The following is a 16,157-nucleotide window of genomic DNA, read 5'->3' on the forward strand; positions in this document are numbered from 1 at the left end:
GGTTTTGTTTTCGAGCCTATGGCTTGAGCGTCCGCTTGAAGATCCGCTCCTTGCTGCCCTTTTCGGTGATCTGGGTCCACCTCTCGTCAAACTCGTAGACGACGGGCTCCCCGCCGTTCCATCGGGCATTGAACTTGTTGTTCCCGTCAGGCGCCCACTCGCCGATCATGCGGCCCTTGGTCACGACGCCGCCGACCGCGAAGACGATATCCTCGCGACCATTGCGCCAGCGGGTGCCGGTAACCCAGAGTTGGAGTTCCTCGGCATCTTGAGGGCCGGCGAAGGCTTCATAGATCGCCGCGCTGTTCTCGCCCCAGCCGCGCTCGCGGGTCTTGCCGTTCTTCTCGAAGGTGACCTGGAGGTGCTTGTTCCAGCCGGGATTCGGGTCCGCTCCCATGGATCCGGGATTTGACCAGAAGTCGCTCTTGTTGGCGATGTAGGAGCGAACCTTGTCGGTGACCTCGATGCTCTTGTCCCAGGTTCCGTACGTGGCTTTCACGATTCTCACGGAGGAGGGGGGCATCGCTCCGGGAACCAGAGGAGTCGATTTTTTGAGAGCGATCAAAGGTGCCTGCATCACTTGAGCGAGATGTCGGGCGGCGGCTGTTGCTTGGTCCTCTACCGCCACCGAGTCCTCTAGCTCATCCCGTTTCCCCAGATCGGCTGCCATCTTCGTGAGTTGGTCCACGTAGGCCTTCTCGGCTTTGTGCACGAATGGCTGGATCTGCTGTGCCAGCTTCTGCTGCTGTACCAGATAGATCTTTTCGGCTTTGGCGAGATCGGGATGAAGGGCCTCGCCATCCGCGATTCCCGATTCCGCCAACTCCTGTAGCGAGGCTTCAGCAACCCCTACTAGGTCTGCCTTTCCGGCGGCCTGGGCTTGGTCGCGGATCTTGGCGAGCGTGGCTTGATACTTCTCCTCCAGTTCGACCAAGGGCTCCTTTGCCTTGAGCACTGCCTCGTCGCGCAGGTTGCGGAGATGCTCGATCTCGATGGCGGTGGAAGGGGAGAGCCGGGTTTCCTGAGCCGGGGCTCTCACCCCTGTCAGCCAGAGCGAGCAAGCTAGGATCGGAATGGCATGGCGAAGCTTCATCGGTATCGTCCGCGTAGATAGGGGGCGGACGAGAGCAGTTATCAGAAACCAAGCCGAGTCTTCAAGCTTCCGCTTCCCGGGTTACGCGATCATCGGGGTTTGCCCCTCACCGGACCGAGCGATGCCATGGTTCTTCCGCACGACCTGCGCCATGATAGACGAGGTGTAGAACACGCCGATGACCGGGCTCAGTCGCCTGGGACGATGCATGGAGTAGCAGCGGACGCATGAGGATGACCTCTCCTTGCTCGGCAAGCGCAGCATACTCGCCATGAGTCGATGCAAAAGCTCCGCACTCCTGAGAGGGGATGAAACCATGATGATGGCTCCCCGGGCAGACCCGCAGGGGGCCATTGTTGGGTCCACAGGGGTCCAGATGGAGTCGCACTGCCAGCAGCTCTTCTAGTATCCGGAGCGGCGGGCGCGCGTAGTCGACCCCGCCCTTCCTTACCGGCAGGTCATAGCCGGGCGCAGTCACCGGCCGCGCGAACGGGAACATGAGGTCCTGATGCCATGCCACCTTCCAATTCGTTCCGGGCGTCTTGTCGAAGGCAATGGCTTGGATCGCCACGGCATCACCGCTGATAAGTCCTTGCACGGTGAGCTCGACCTTGAGTTGCTTGGCCATCGCCGCGACCGGAGGCAGATCGAGCAGGCAGCGTGTGCCTGCCAAGCCCTCGGCAAAGAGAGTGGCCCGGAGCTCCGCTTGGAGCTCCGGCGAGATACCGGTCGACACCCGCGTCCATCCTTCGTTCGCGAGCTCTTGGATCGGACTCACCACGCGACTTCGAGCACTTGCTTGCCGATCATGCGGCCCGCCTCTTGCTCGCGATGCGCGGCGGCGAGGGTCTCCGGAGAAAGCGTGCCGCCATGGCTGGTGATGGTGCTGCGGATCCGCCCGGCATCCACCAGCGTGGCTACTTCCTTGAGCAGTTCGTGTTGCTCGATCATGTCGGGCGTCTGGAACATGGAGCGGGTGAACATGAACTCCCAGATGAAGGCGGCGCTCTTGCTTTTCAGGAGGCCGATGTCCGGCACCTCGGGAGATTCGACGATCGCGGTGATCTTGCCTTGCGGCACGATGGCCTCCGCCATGGCCTTCCAATGAGCCGTCGTGTCGCCGAAGCACGCGATGTAGTCCACGTGCTTGAAGCCGATCTTGCCGAGTTCGGCCGGCCAATCACCCGAATGATTGATCACGTGATGGGCGCCCATCTTGTGGCACCAGGCTACGGTCTCCGGGCGTGAGGCCGTCGCGATGATGGTGAAGCCGGTTAGCACCGCCGCGAGCTGGATGCCGATTGATCCGACCCCGCCGGCTCCGCTCAGGATAAGCAAGGTCTTGCCCTTACCTTCGTCGAGATCACCGGGGGTGAGTCCGAGACGATCGAAAAGGCACTCCCATGCAGTGATCGCGGTGAGAGGCAGCGCAGCCGCTTCGGGGAAGCCGAGGCTCTCGGGCTTCTTGGCCACGATGCGTTCGTCCACCAGTTGGAGCTCGGCATTCGATCCGGGTCGGGTGATGTCCCCGGCGTAGAAGACTTCGTCACCGGGACGGAAGAGAGTCACCTCGCTGCCGACGGCTTCCACGATGCCAGCCCCGTCGTAGCCGAGGATCTTGGGCTCGGAATCACCTTCGATTCGGGAGCGGCGGACCTTGTAGTCCACGGGGTTGATGCCGATGGCCTTCACCCGGATCACGAGGTCGCGCGGGCCGGGCTGGGGATCGGGAAGATCGAGGGTGACGAAGCAGGAGGGGTCCTCAAGGGGCAGCTTCCGGGTAGTGGCGACGGCTTTCATGGTCGTGTCTATTTGATCTCGGCGGTTCCTGTAAGCTCGGCGATTTTGGATTCAACCGCTTTTGCCCACATTTCATATCCCGCCGCCTGCGGGTGCAAGTAGTCCGGCATCACGCTGGCGGGCAGAGCTCCGTCCGGAGCGAGGAAGGACCCGCTCACATCCAGCCATTGGATCTTGTCACCGTCGGCGAAGGTTTTGATGCGCTCGTTGATCGCGTTGTTGAGCTGGCGCTTCGGACCCTCAGGCTTCTCGTCGCGGGGGAAGATGGAGAGGAGCAAGATCTTCGCATCCGGCTTCCGGTCTTGGAGTAGCTCTAGGATAAGCTTGATCCCGTCGGCCGTCTGCTCCGGCGGGTCCATGCGATGGCCGGTATTGTTCGTGCCGATCATCAGGACAAAGAGCTTTGGGTCGACGTTCTCCAGTTCGCCATTCATCAGGCGCCACAGCACGTGCTCCGTGCGATCCCCGGAGAAGCCGAGGTTCAGCGCCTTGCGCCCGGCGTAGTATTTTTCCCACACGGCCTTGCCATGGCCCTCCCAGCCTTGGGTGATGGAGTCGCCGATGAAGACGAGATCGTGGCCGCCTTTCCGCGCGAGCGTGCTCTTCTCCTGATGGCGCGGTCGCCACCAGCCGGGATTGCCGAAGCGGTTCACGGGCACCGTGGCTTCGCTCATGCGGTAGCTGGCGCGGATCTCGGTGTAGCGCTTCTTCATTCCTTCGAAGGCCTCCGCGTAGGCAGGATCGGCATGGAGCGATTTCATCTCGTCCGGATCCTTGGCCAGGTCGAAGAGGTTCCACTCCTTGGTCTTCGGAAAGAACATCAGCTTGTAGCTCTCAGAGCGGATGCCGTCATGGGCGGCCACGCGGTGCGTCGGCTCGCCGGTGTAGAAGTAATAGATTTCCTTTCTCCAGTCTGCGGGTGTTTGGCCTTTCAGCACCGGGAGCAGGCTTTTGCCCTGCATCGTGCTGGGCACCGGCGCTCCGGCCGCTTCCAGGAAGGTCGGGGCGTAGTCGATGTTTTGGATCAGTGCTTCGTTCCTCCCGCCGGGGTTCACCACTCCGGGCCAGCGGACGAGAAAGGGCATCGCGAGGCTCTGCTCGAACATCCAGCGCTTGTCGTACCAGCCGTGCTCGCCGAGGTAGAAGCCCTGATCCGAGGAGTAGATCACCAGCGTGTTCTTTGCCAGTCCGCTCTTGTCCAGATAGTCGAGCATGCGCCCCACGTTCTCGTCCACGGCGCGCACGCAGCGCAGATAGTCCTTCAGATAGCGCTGGTACTTCCAGCGCGTGATGTCTTGTCCTTGGATCTTGCCGACCTTCATGTCGGCGATGAAGGCTTCGTTCTCCGGGCTATAGGCGGCGTCCCATGCCGCCTGCTGGTCGGCATTCATCCGCTGGTATTCATGGTTCTGGCCCTCGGAGGTGAAGCTATCCGGGAAAAGGTTCTCTCCCTTGAACTTCATGTCGTGACCCCAGGACATGTCCTTCGCGATGCTCATCTTCTGTTCCGCCAGCGTGCTACTACGTCCTGCGTAGTCGTCGAAGAGGCTGGCAGGAAGCGGGAAGCTGCTGTCCTTGAAGAGGCCCAGGTGCCGCGGGGCGGGGGACCAGTTCCGGTGCGGTGCCTTGTGCTGGCACATCAGCAGGAAGGGCTTGTTCTTGTCGCGGCCTTCCAGCCAGGAGATCGCCTTGTCCGTGATGATGTCGGTGCAGTAGCCCTCCACCTTGCTCTTGCCCGTGGCTGAGATGAAGTCCGGGTTGTAATAGCTGCCCTGTCCGGGCAGGATTTCCCAGTGGTCAAACCCGGTTGGCTGGGTGACCAGATGCCACTTGCCGATCAGCGAGGTTTGGTAGCCCGTCTTCTGGAGCAGCTTGGGAAACGTCGTCTGGCTGCCGTCGAAGCGCGCATCGTCGTTGTCGAGGAAGCCGTTGATATGGCTGTGCTTGCCCGTCAGGATGGTCGCGCGGGATGGGCCGCAGATCGAGTTCCCGCAGTAGGAGCGGGTGAAGATGGCTCCCTCCCTGGCAATGCGGTCGAGGTTCGGCGTGGGCGCGAGATCCTTCAGCGGGCCTCCGTAGGCGGAGATAGCATTCAGGGCATGATCATCGGAAAAGAGGAAAAGGATGTTCGGCCGCTCCTGCGCCATCAGGGTCGGCGCGAGCAGGGCGAGAAGTAGAAGGGAGCGCATGCCCCGATGATACGATGAGGGTCTCCGGTCCTTGCAAGCGGAAGAGATTGTCGAAGGCGTCGTTTGACGGGGACGGATCGAGGGCCTTAGCTGGTCGGGCTATGAAACTCGTACCGCTTATCAGCTCCGGCACCGCCGGCCCCCTCGGTGTTCTCCATCTCCCGCGGCTTTGGCTCAAGGTTTCGCTCGAATCCCGCGGCGCGCTCGCCGATGGCTATCCCGGTGCCGGAAAGGGCTTCGACCAGATGGTGATCGATGGCCTCGGCTTGAACCGCGATGCCGTGCTCTCCTACATCGCCGACAGCCGCCCGACCTACCCCGAGTTCGAAGCCTGGGTAAAGGCGAACGGCAGCTCCGTCGATGCCGCGTCGATCGCGACCCTGAATGCCGCGATCACCGGCTACAATCACGACGACGAAACCCGCAAGTCGATCCTCTCCGCCAGCGGCCTGCCGGATGACAGCGCTGCCCCGAAGGATGCGGTGCACCTGAACAATCTCGATGATTGGCAGGAGTTTCACGCGGCGGTGTTGAAGTAAGATCCGCTCTGCTGCATAACCCCGGTAGCCAACCTCCGGGGTTATGCAGGACCAAAGTAAGCGGGACATCAAGCGGGCTCCATTTGCGATCCGGGCTACCGTCGTCTTTGTCGAACTGGTGGCCGCGGGAATCGGGATGCTGCTTTCCTTGGCCGCGCTTGGGTTGGTGGGGGTGTTATTCTCCGTCGAGTTTAGTGGGAGCGAGGTGCTGATGACGGTAGCAGGCCCGTTCGTTTTTCTTCTCGTATTCCTAGTCCTACTGGCGATGTGCCTCGCCGTCTTCTGGTTCACCCGGCACCTCTCCATCAGCTACAGGATCGGCGATTCGAAGCGAATCCCGACTTGGTTCGCGGATCCCGGGCGCTACTTTGCGGATATCACGCTTCAAGTGATCGTGGGTTACTCCGTTCTTGCGCTTTTCGTCGGTGGAGTCGCGACTTTCCGGGATGGTTTCGGAGCAATCTCGGTGAGCTGGTCCGGCCTTTGGACGGCCATGCTTCTCGGTGCTTTGCTCGTCCTCAGGCGTTTCAAGAATCGGTCGCAGGCCTCTCCCCGTGCGCGACAGGGGGAGAAAGATGAGGCCGTTTCGCCCTAATTCCTGCACAGTGGATTCGCACGAACATCGCCATCCGTCCCGCTCCGAAGCTCCCTCGGGCTTGCAGTGGACTCTCGTGTTCCTCGATCTCCTGGTGGTTCTGATGGCCGGACTAGGGCTCGATCCGGATCGCCTTCCCCAGCATCGCCTCCGCGATCTCGAAGTCCACGGTCGTGCGGGCGTGAATGCGACACAGCGCATGCCCTTGGTGAATGGAATCTCCAATCTTCACCAGTTGATCGAATCCGACCGCGTGATCGACACCATCGCTGGCCCGGGCCCGGCCCGCGCCGAGCTGCAACGCCGCTTGACCGACCATCCCGGCATCGACCTCCACGATCGTCCCCGTATCCGGCGCGGGGAACTCACGGATGACTGGTGCATGGTGGATCTCAGCCAGCTTCGGCAGATCGGCCGGATTGCCACCGTGCGCTTTCACGATCTCGTCGAACTTTTTTCGGGCGCTCCCGTCATCCAGAAGCTTCTCCAATTCGTCACGAGGAACAGGACTAATCTTCTCCGCGAGATCCAGCACCAGCTTCCGCAGGTCCAGCGGACCTCCGCCTTCAAGGCATTCGATCGACTCGATCACCTCCAGCGAATTTCCTACCGCCTTGCCTAGCGGCTCGCTCATCGGATTGAGGATCGCATGGACCTCCACGCCCATCTCCTTGCCCACGGCGATCATCGAATCGGCGAGGATCTTCGCATCCGCCTCGGTCTTCATGAAAGCCCCCGTGCCGAACTTCACGTCCAGCACCAGCTTGTCGAGCGACTCGGCCAGCTTCTTCGACATGATCGAAGCCGTGATCAGCGGGATCGATGGCACGGTCCCGGTCACGTCACGCAGCGAATAGAGCTTCTTGTCCGCGGGGCAGAATCGGTCCGTCTGTCCCATCATCACCACGCCGATCTTCTCTAACATCTCCTGCGCCTCCGGGATCGTGATCCCTACCTTGAAGCCGGGGATCGACTCCAGCTTGTCCAAGGTGCCACCGGTAATGCCGAGCCCGCGCCCGGAAACCATCGGCACCCACACGCCCGTGCAGGCCACCAGCGGGGCGAGGATCAGCGAGACCTTGTCGCCGATACCGCCGGTCGAGTGCTTGTCCACCACCTCCGGATGACCCGCGCGATGCTCGAAGACATCGCCGCTCGCCAGCATCGCCTTGGTCAGCGCCGCCGTCTCCACCGCATCCATGCCCTTGAAGAACACCGCCATGGCGAAGGCGGACATCTGGTAGTCCGGGATCTCGCCGCTGGTATAGCCTTCGATCAGGAGCTTGATCTCGGCCGGATCGAGAGTCTCGCCTTCACGCTTGCGGGAAATGAGTGTGGGGACGTGGAGCTTCATGAGAGTAACGGGGCAAACTAATCCAATCCAAACCGGGCCGCAATGAGCCGCGCCACCTGCGTGAAATCCTCCGAGTTCAACAGCTCTAACGGCGCATTCAAGGTCAGCAAGGGGACCTGCTCCCGCGTGTGATCGGTGCCTTGATGGTAGGGATCATTCCCATGATCCGCCGTGATCAGCAGGAAGTCCTCGCCCACCTCGGGCAGGAATCCTCCCAGCCAGGCATCGAACTCGCGCAGGCATTGCGCATACCCGGCAGGATCCCGGCGATGACCGTAGAGCATGTCGAAGTCCACCAGGTTCGCGAAGATCAGGTGCGGCTGCTCACGCTTCTCGCGCCAAAGTCGCTCGATCACCGCCATGCCATCGGCATTCGATTTTGTGGGATGCGACTCGCTGATGCCGGAACCCGCGAAGATATCCGAGATCTTGCCAACTCCGATCGTCTCCACCCCAGCAGCCTGCAGCCGGTTCAGCACCGTCTCCGGCGGCATCAGCGAGTAGTCATGACGGTTCGCGGTCCGCTTGAAGCTCGCGGCCGAGTCTCCAAGAAACGGCCGCGCAATCACACGACCGACGCGGATTCCCCTCTGGTCAAGAACCTCCCGCGCGCGCTGGCAGAGTTCGTAAAGCTCCTTCAAGCCATACCTCTCCTCATGCGCCGCAATCTGCAGCACCGAGTCCGCACTGGTGTAGACGATCGGATATCCGCTCTTCAGATGCTCCTCGCCGAGCCTCTCCAGAATCTCCGTGCCCGACGCCGCGACATTGCCCAGAAACGGCCCCCCGATCTCATCGAGCAAATCCTGCGGGAACAACTCGAAGGTATCGAAGGGCTTCTCTAACACACAGCCCGCGATCTCCCAGTGCCCCGTAGTCGTATCCTTGCCCACCGACTTCTCCCGCATCCTCGCCCAAGCCGCGCCGGGAAGGGTGGGGGACTCGCCTCGATCGAGCACCTCTAGCAGCCCCAGCTTCGCCAGGTTCGGTAGCTCCAGTCCCTCCCTCTCGAAAAGGTGCCCGAGGGTGTCCGCCCCGGCGTCGCCGAAGTCAGCCGCATCCGGTGCAGCGCCACAACCCACCGAATCCAGCACGATCAGCAAGGCCCGTTTCACGCGCCAAGCCTCGCCCAAAGATCCGGCTTCGCCCAATCAAATCGCGCTATCGCGGTGGCTAATGCCGCGGCGATGGGTGCGCCAGCGCTTCCTGATGCGCTCGTAAGGCACGGTCGCGATCCTCACCCGGAGACTGCCGCTCGATCCACCTCGCCACGGACTGCGGGTTCTCCTGCGTCCAGGACTCCACCAGTCGGTCCAAGCTATCACCTCGCAGCGCAGGATCGGTGTTGCTCACAAACCACTCCATCCCGCGTGGCAGATCCGCCGGATCCAGCCTGGCCACGGCAGCCTCGCCGATCTTCGTGAAGCTCGCAGGCGGCAGCTCGACCTGCTTCAGATAGTCCCGCGCCAGATGAGGATCGGGATGCCTGGCCATCGCCAGCTCCACCAGGTCTTCACGCCCTTCTTTGGAAAGCCGCCTCAAGAACACCGGCAGGTTGTCGCCAGACATTACCTGCAGAACATCCTCCATCCTCCGATCCAAGTCTTTCCCCTCGAGCGTGATGATCCGCCCGAGATCGGCGCTCGAGGGCGCGGCGGCGATCCGTGCCGTGTCCACCAGTCCCGGCAGGTCCAGCGGCGCATTCCCACCGTAGGCGGCAAGAGTCTTCTCATCGAGAGGCGGATCGGCCTTTCCTCGCATCTCCAGCCATTCCGCCGCCTTCTCCGGGTCGCGGGAAATCCAAGTTCTCACCACCAGCCGGAAGTTTTCCAGATCCCCGCCTTTGATCGCATGTTCGCAAGCCAGCGCCGGATCCCTGTCCAGCAACCGCACTGAGGTGCTCTCGTTCAAAAACATCGCGGCCTCGTCCGGCAGACCCGCATCACGCATCATCTGCGGAAGCAGGAGAATCTCATCCACGCTGGCATCCAAGAGATCTTCTTGGATGAACCTCTCTTCCTCTGGGAGGGTGTCCCGCTGCATGGCGATCGCGAAGAGACTCTTGAACTTCCCGATGTAGCTCCCGGCATCGAAGTTCCGCTTGCCGGAACGATCCAGCTTCACGGCCTTCGTCGTGCTACCCGTCCTGCGATCCTCGTCCCCGGTGCCGTGGCTCTCCGCGGTATGCCGGGCCCTTCGATTCAATTCGCGCTCCCGAGTCGCCAGCCGCTCGGCTTCCCCGGCTTGGTTAATTCCTAACAGGATTGCCATCACCACGATGGCGGCTAGCAGGACCTTCATCGGAAGAGTTCGGCAGGAAGTTGGGCTTCATCGAGATCCTCCTGGCTGATCCCGCGCTCACGCATCTTCGCGAGCACCTCTTGGCCGCCGGGACTCGAGAGTAGTTCGCGCAGAATCTCCTCCCGCGTTGCGGTATTGCTGAGGTAGCGGTAGCGATCCAGCGCATCCACCACCGCCCGGGCGGAGGATCCGGCGTTGCGCATGTAGCTTTCCAGCATCTGCTGGTCGGGGTTTCGCTCCCACTCCGCGTCCAGCGCCTTCCCGGCATTCTCCGGAACGGACTTCATCATCTCCGCCAGGAAGAAACCGACGGCCGCAGCGGACTCCTCGCCCATGGCCGGGTCTTGCAGCCATGCGATGCGCTCCGCGATCTCCTCGGTCTTCATCTTTATCAGGTGGCTCACCACGCCCTCCGTGTAGGGGTCGCCGGCAGCGGAGAGCCCTAACAGTTCCGCCGCATCCTGCCCGCACGCTCCCGCACGATCCACCCAGGCCCGCACCTCCCCGGGTTCCTTGTCTTTCGTGCCGTACTGGAAGATATTGCGGAGCGCGGATTGCCGCCTCTCCGGATCGTCGAACTTCGCCGCCATCTCCATGGACTTTTCGGCACCCGCAGCATTGAAGCGGTTCGCGATCGGGAATTGCTGATCCTCGGGCAGCGTGGCGTAAAATTCGTCCGCCAGCCGGGGATCGGCCTGCATCAGCCCGGCATAAATATCCGCCGAAGTGTAGAGGTTCACCCGCGTGTAGTCGAGCCGCCCGCAGCGGATCTGGTCACGATACCAGGCCATTGCCTTCTGCGGGTCCGCCGTCGCCCAGCGATTGAGCGTCCTTGCGGTCCAGCCCCACACCATGTCCTGACCTTCCCTCCCCAAGTGATCGGCGAGATACTCGCTCGTCCGCACAATGCGCTCTAGGTCGGCATCGGGAGTCGGCCGGTGGGCATAGCGCAGCAGCAGCTTGGAGATGAGGCCTCGTCTCTTGCCCGAGGGAAGCTCGGTGTCGATCGCCTCGCGGAGCAGCCCATCCAGCTCGTCCGCGCTCAGGCCTTGGATCATGCGCTCGGCTTTCGCCAGATCGGGGCGGGATCCCTTGCTTCCCTTTTCGATCGCGTCCGCCAGCCAAAGGACGTCGTGCCGCTTGTTCCTGACCGTCATATTGGAGGTAACCGGATAGGTCTCACTCGCGGTGAGAGGCGGAGCATCACCAGCGACCATCTCCAGTCTCGCCACCCGCTCGCGCGCCGATGCATTGGCGATCGCCTGCAGGGTGAGCGGCAGGGCGGCGAGAAGCAGCGTGGCCAGAATCGGAGTGGCAGGATGAAGTTTCATCAGGTGCAGGGAGTGGGATGTCAGCGTTGTCCAAGAGATCGCCGCCGCACCGGCCGCGGGAGAACTGGCGAGACTTGCCAGCACCGGTGCCGGCGCCGCTTGCGAGAGACCGCTCCCCAGTCCGCTCGCCAGCACCGCGCCACTCACCGCGGCACCCCGTTTGCCCAGGCGCACCCGCAGCTTCTCCACCGCCCTCGATCCACGCTGCCGCCATGTCGCGGACTCCCCGCCGAAACGCCGCGCCATCTCCTCGAAGCTCAGGCCTTCGAAGTAGCGCAGGAAGATCACCTCCCGATCCTTCGCGGGCAGGCCGTCGAGCGCCTGATCCAGCAGCGGCGCCGCCTCTTTCCAGCCTTCGGTTTCTTCCTCGGGACCATCCGGAGAGGGCATATGTTTCATCCTCGCATCGTGCCGGCGCTCCCGGCGTTGGAGTTTGGAAGCCTCGTAGCACACCGTCCGGTGCAGCCACCCCGCGAGGTTCGGCACCTCCCGCAGCCCCTTGGCCTTGCGCGCCAGGATCAGCAGCGCGCCCTGCGCCGCTTCCCCCGCCAGATCGCTCCGACCGGTCCGCCGCAGCGCCGTGTGATAGAGCAGCCCGCCATAGCGCCGCGCCAGTTCCGCGAAGGCCCTCTCCGAGCCTTCCGCGCACCAGTCTTGCAGCAATTCGTCGTCACTCTGTTCCGTCATTCCACCCTTATTCCTCCGCCTCCCCGCCTACCGTGACAGGAAAAATCGGGGCATTTGCCCGGGTTCGCATCATAGCAATAATACGGAACAAATAATTTGAATAAACCCGTTGCTATGCGATCCAATGATCAACAAATCGCAAGCGGGGTGTGGCGCGTCGCCGCACCTGCTTCTAATCTACTGCTGAAACTCCGACTCCCATGGGACTCGATAAACTCACGAACAAGCTCCAGGAAGCCCTGCAAGCCGCCCAGAGGCTGGCTTCCAAATCCGCTCACCCCGAACTGAAGGGGACTCACCTGCTCCTTGCCCTGCTCCAGCAGGAGGGCGGCATCCTCGTGCCCATCCTCCAGAATGCGGGCGTGGACCTCACCCGCCTGAAGGCCGCCGTCGCGGCAGCCCTTTCGCGCGAGCCCAGCCAGCAGGGCGGCACCACCCAACCGCAGATCAGCTATGGTCTGCGCTTTACCCTCGACGCGGCGGACGAGATCCGTGCCGAGATGGGCGATGACTTTCTCAGCGTCGAGCACGTCCTGCTCGGCGCTCTCAAGGCCGACGCGCCGGAGGGCAAGCTCCTGAAGGAAGTCGGCCTCGACGAGAAAAAGGCCCGCAAAGCCATCGAAGCCATCCGCGGCCCGCAAAAGGTCGTCGACCAAGACCCCGAGGGCAAATACCAGACCCTCGAGAAATACGGCACCGACCTCACCGCCCGCGCTCGCGAAGGCAAGATCGACCCCGTCATCGGCCGCGACAACGAGATCCGCCGCGTGATGCAGGTGCTCTCGCGCCGCACCAAGAACAACCCCGTGCTCATCGGTGAGCCCGGCGTGGGCAAGACTGCCATCGTCGAAGGCCTTGCTCGTCGCATCGTCTCCGGCGACGTGCCGGACTCGATGAAGGACAAGCGCATCATCGTCATGGATGTGGGCGGCATGCTCGCCGGAGCGAAGTATCGTGGCGAATTCGAGGAACGCCTCAAGGCCTTCCTCAAGGAAGTCACCGAATCCGCCGGGGAGATCATCCTCTTCATCGACGAGCTTCACACCATCGTCGGTGCCGGTGCCAGCGAGGGCGCGGTGGATGCCGCCAACTTGCTCAAGCCCCAACTTGCCCGTGGCGAGCTCCGCACCATTGGCGCGACCACGCTCGATGAGTATCGCAAGCACATTGAGAAGGATGCCGCCCTCGAGCGCCGCTTCCAGCCGGTCATGGTCGGCGAGCCCTCGGTGGAGGATACCATCGCGATCCTCCGCGGCCTGAAGGAGCGCTATGAAGTACACCATGGTGTCCGCATTCAGGATGGCGCGCTCGTCTCCGCTGCCATGCTTTCGGATCGCTACATCTCCGACCGTTTCCTGCCGGACAAGGCCGTCGACCTCGTCGATGAGGCAGCCTCGCGCCTGAAGATCGAACTCGATTCCATGCCGACCGAGATCGACCAGATCGAGCGCGAGATCCTCCAGCTCGAAATGGAGAAGAAAGCGCTGGAGAAGGAGTCCGACAAAGCCAGCCAAGCCCGCCTCGACAAGGTCAAGGAGGAGCAGGCGAATCTCAAGGAGCAGTCCGCCGCACTCATGGGCCAGTGGCGCAATGAGAAGGACATCATCGACCAGGTGCGCCAGGCGCAAGGGGAGATCGATGCCCTCAAGACCGAGGCCGAACAGGCCCAGCGCATCGGCGATCTGACCCGCGCCTCCGAGATCACCTACGGTCGTCTCCCGGAAGCACAGAGCCATCTGGAAGCGGCGAAGGAACGCCTGTCCGAGCTCCAGAAGAGCGGCGGCATTCTTAAGGAAGAGGTTACGGAGGAAGACATCGCCCGCGTCGTTTCCACTTGGACCGGCATTCCCGTCTCACGCTTGCAAGAGGGCGAGAAGGAAAAGCTCGTGCACATGGAGCAGCGTCTCGGCGAGCGGGTGATCGGCCAGAAAAAGGCGATCAAGGCGGTGTCGAACGCCGTGCGCCGTGCCCGTGCCGGCCTGCAGGATGAGAATCGCCCGATCGGCTCCTTCCTCTTCCTAGGTCCCACCGGTGTCGGTAAGACCGAGCTATCGAAGGCTCTCGCCGAGTTCCTCTTCGATGACGAGCACGCCATGGTCCGCATCGACATGTCGGAATACATGGAGAAGCACAGCGTCTCGCGCCTGATTGGAGCTCCTCCGGGCTACGTCGGCTACGATGAAGGCGGCCAGCTCTCCGAGCACGTGCGGCGGAAGCCCTACTCGGTCGTCCTCTTCGATGAGATCGAGAAGGCTCACACGGACGTCTTCAACGTGCTCCTGCAGGTGCTCGACGATGGTCGCATCACCGATGGCCAAGGCCGCACCGTGGACTTCCGTAACACGGTCCTCATCATGACCTCGAACATCGGCAGCCAGTTCATCCTTGATGAGGAGAATGCCGAGCAGCGCGAGGCCAAGGTTACCGATGCCCTGCGCAAGCACTTCCGCCCCGAGTTCCTCAACCGGATTGACGAGACCATCATCTTCGACCGCCTCAAGCGCGAGGAACTCACCACCATCGTCGATATCCAGCTTGACCGGGTCCGCAAGCGCCTCGCCAAGCAAGGCCTCGCGCTGGCCCTCACCGAGCAAGCGAAGGAGTACATCGGCAATCAAGGCTACGACCCCGTCTACGGTGCCCGGCCGCTCAAGCGTGCGATCCAGCATCACCTGCTGGACCCGCTCTCGCTCGACCTGCTCGATGGCAAATTCAAGGAAGGGGACCTGATCACCGCGGACGTCCAAGGGGGCATGGTGGTCTTCGGCACCTGATCAAGAAATCTCCGGATCGCGCACCACGGCGCGGTCCGGAGCGACTTCTTCCAAGGGGGCTGATCAGCGGTCGCCCCGGCCCGCTTTTGGGGAATAGCGGATCTGCGCTTTCTCCAGTGCGAGCTTGATCTCCTCGATCAAATCCGCCGGGGTCCGCCCGTCGAGCAAGAGCTCCAGATCTTCGACATGCAGCTGCTCCGGGCTGCCCTTGTAGGGCCAGGCGGGAGCCGATGGCGGCTTCATCGTCGCCGGATACTGGCAGCGACCATCCGGCAGTACGGTCACCTCGGGATGCCGTTTGAAGGCTTCCACGTCTTCGTTGTAGCGCTCGCCCTTCTTGATGTGCTCCTCCAGCCGCTCGCTGTTTTTCACGCAGGCGGAGATGAACCGCTGCAGGCGCGCCGCATCTCCCGCACCGTCGAAATGGATGAAGTAGTAGGTGAGCAGCAGGCCTGCCTCATAGAGCGAGAGAATCTCCTCCTGAAGTCCCATGGTAGTCTGCCCCGTGCGCCCGGTGATCACAGGCCCGAACCGATCCGGCCGGCTCGGAGGGGAGGGGCTTGTTTCGATCCCGCCTCGATCCCAAGTCTCGCGGGACATCGTCAGCGTCTTCAGCAGATCGAAGTTCCTCTGCTGCGAGTGGTGCTCCTTCAGCGCGGCGAGATGGGAGCCAGGGCTGAAGGTTCCGATCTTCATCGGCATCAGCTCCATGTATTCGGCACAGCCCTCCGCCAGCCAGGTCGGCATGGCCATCAGCGCATCGTCCATGAGCATGTGGGTCAGCTCGTGGATCAGGGTCTTGGTCGAGTATTCCTCGCTACGCTGCCAGCCGGACGGAGTTTCCTTCAGGCCGAGCGTCTCGAAGGGCACCATGAAAACTTTCTTCTGAAGCAGATACACGCCCGCGCTTTGCGGTGGTCCGCCGGCTTTGATGTAGGACTCGCGGTTCGCGTAGAGCTCCGCCTTGAAGCGCTCGCCCTTCGGTGGCTTCGCGAGGATGCCCCAGGGGGATGCCTTCAGCAGCGAATAGGTGGTTTCGAACATCCGTGCGATATCCCGCGCCGGCGTCTGGGCCAGCTCGGCCTCGGACACGAATTCAAAATGCGGGCTGTGATAGACATAGCGCCCGTCCGAGGAGACTAGCCGCACGTCGGCATCCGCGATCCCCATCTTGATGTCGTTGGGCCACTTGCTCCATGGCTTGGGCAAGCGCCACCCGGTCTCCACGATGAATGCCTGATCCTTCGCCGAGAGGCGGGTGAACGGCACTTTCGCCGGCTTGCCGCTGGCCGCCAGTTGCACCGTCACCGATTGGTCGTCGATCCCGAGCATCCGCCCCGAGAGCGTCTTGCCGTCGGCGCTGGTCCAGTCGCGCACTTGGCTTCCGGCACCGGGGATTTCCGCGCTTGCCAGGCATGCCCCCAGCGCCAGCAGGAGGATTGTTCTCGGGAGGATGTACATCTCGCGACTTATCGGCTCAGATAGGCGAGCGAG

The 16,157-nt window shown here is 62.5% G+C and carries 12 protein-coding genes; 3 read left to right on the forward strand and 9 right to left on the reverse strand.

Annotated features, from left to right (window positions below; translation table 11 throughout):
• Positions 1–16: 16 nt before the first annotated feature.
• The 4 genes from OJ996_RS22680 to OJ996_RS22695 all read right to left on the reverse strand — a co-directional run bounded on the left by OJ996_RS22680 (position 17) and on the right by OJ996_RS22695 (position 5,082).
• On the reverse strand, positions 17–1,093 hold the full coding sequence (locus tag OJ996_RS22680; protein WP_264515988.1) for a hypothetical protein: 1,077 nt from the start codon (positions 1,091–1,093) through the stop codon (positions 17–19).
• Between the two features lie 106 nt (positions 1,094–1,199).
• Positions 1,200–1,871 carry a phytanoyl-CoA dioxygenase family protein gene (locus OJ996_RS22685; RefSeq protein WP_264515989.1) on the reverse strand — a complete coding sequence of 224 codons (672 nt, stop codon included), beginning with the start codon at positions 1,869–1,871 and terminating at the stop codon, positions 1,200–1,202.
• A complete protein-coding gene (locus tag OJ996_RS22690; protein WP_264515990.1) occupies positions 1,868–2,893 on the reverse strand; it encodes a zinc-binding alcohol dehydrogenase family protein in 1,026 nt (341 codons plus the stop codon). Before OJ996_RS22690 ends, OJ996_RS22685 begins: the two co-directional genes overlap by 4 nt.
• An 8-nt stretch (positions 2,894–2,901) precedes the next feature.
• Entirely contained in the window at positions 2,902–5,082 is a 2,181-nt protein-coding gene (locus tag OJ996_RS22695; RefSeq protein WP_264515991.1) for a sulfatase/phosphatase domain-containing protein, read from the reverse strand.
• Between the two features lie 101 nt (positions 5,083–5,183).
• On the opposite strand from OJ996_RS22695, the gene OJ996_RS22700 reads away from it, so the two are divergent.
• Entirely contained in the window at positions 5,184–5,621 is a 438-nt protein-coding gene (locus tag OJ996_RS22700; protein ID WP_264515992.1) for a DUF5069 domain-containing protein, read from the forward strand.
• A 43-nt stretch (positions 5,622–5,664) separates the two neighbouring features.
• Positions 5,665–6,216, forward strand: a complete 552-nt coding sequence (locus OJ996_RS22705; protein ID WP_264515993.1) for a hypothetical protein — start codon at positions 5,665–5,667, stop codon at positions 6,214–6,216.
• A gap of 112 nt (positions 6,217–6,328) precedes the next feature.
• Here the strand turns inward: OJ996_RS22705 and OJ996_RS22710 are convergent, their stop codons facing one another.
• From OJ996_RS22710 to OJ996_RS22725, 4 genes are read right to left on the reverse strand one after another with little or no spacing between them, the layout of a single operon-like run.
• Complete coding sequence (locus OJ996_RS22710; RefSeq protein ID WP_264515994.1) at positions 6,329–7,570, reverse strand: thymidine phosphorylase; 1,242 nt, start codon at positions 7,568–7,570, stop codon at positions 6,329–6,331.
• A gap of 17 nt (positions 7,571–7,587) precedes the next feature.
• Positions 7,588–8,685 carry a phosphopentomutase gene (locus OJ996_RS22715; protein WP_264515995.1) on the reverse strand — a complete coding sequence of 366 codons (1,098 nt, stop codon included), beginning with the start codon at positions 8,683–8,685 and terminating at the stop codon, positions 7,588–7,590.
• A 58-nt stretch (positions 8,686–8,743) separates the two neighbouring features.
• Positions 8,744–9,871, reverse strand: a complete 1,128-nt coding sequence (locus tag OJ996_RS22720; protein WP_264515996.1) for a hypothetical protein — start codon at positions 9,869–9,871, stop codon at positions 8,744–8,746.
• Positions 9,868–11,889: an RNA polymerase sigma factor gene (locus OJ996_RS22725; protein ID WP_264515997.1), complete on the reverse strand. Its 2,022-nt coding sequence runs from the start codon at positions 11,887–11,889 to the stop codon at positions 9,868–9,870. The genes OJ996_RS22720 and OJ996_RS22725 overlap by 4 nt, the downstream gene beginning before the upstream one ends.
• Positions 11,890–12,089: 200 nt before the next feature.
• On the opposite strand from OJ996_RS22725, the gene clpB reads away from it, so the two are divergent.
• Complete coding sequence (clpB, locus tag OJ996_RS22730; protein ID WP_264515998.1) at positions 12,090–14,663, forward strand: ATP-dependent chaperone ClpB; 2,574 nt, start codon at positions 12,090–12,092, stop codon at positions 14,661–14,663.
• A 63-nt stretch (positions 14,664–14,726) separates the two neighbouring features.
• Here the strand turns inward: clpB and OJ996_RS22735 are convergent, their stop codons facing one another.
• Positions 14,727–16,124, reverse strand: a complete 1,398-nt coding sequence (locus OJ996_RS22735; RefSeq protein ID WP_264515999.1) for a hypothetical protein — start codon at positions 16,122–16,124, stop codon at positions 14,727–14,729.
• Positions 16,125–16,157: the final 33 nt, after the last annotated feature.

This window comes from Luteolibacter rhizosphaerae, from assembly GCF_025950095.1.
GTDB classification, from domain to species: domain Bacteria; phylum Verrucomicrobiota; class Verrucomicrobiia; order Verrucomicrobiales; family Akkermansiaceae; genus Haloferula; species Haloferula rhizosphaerae.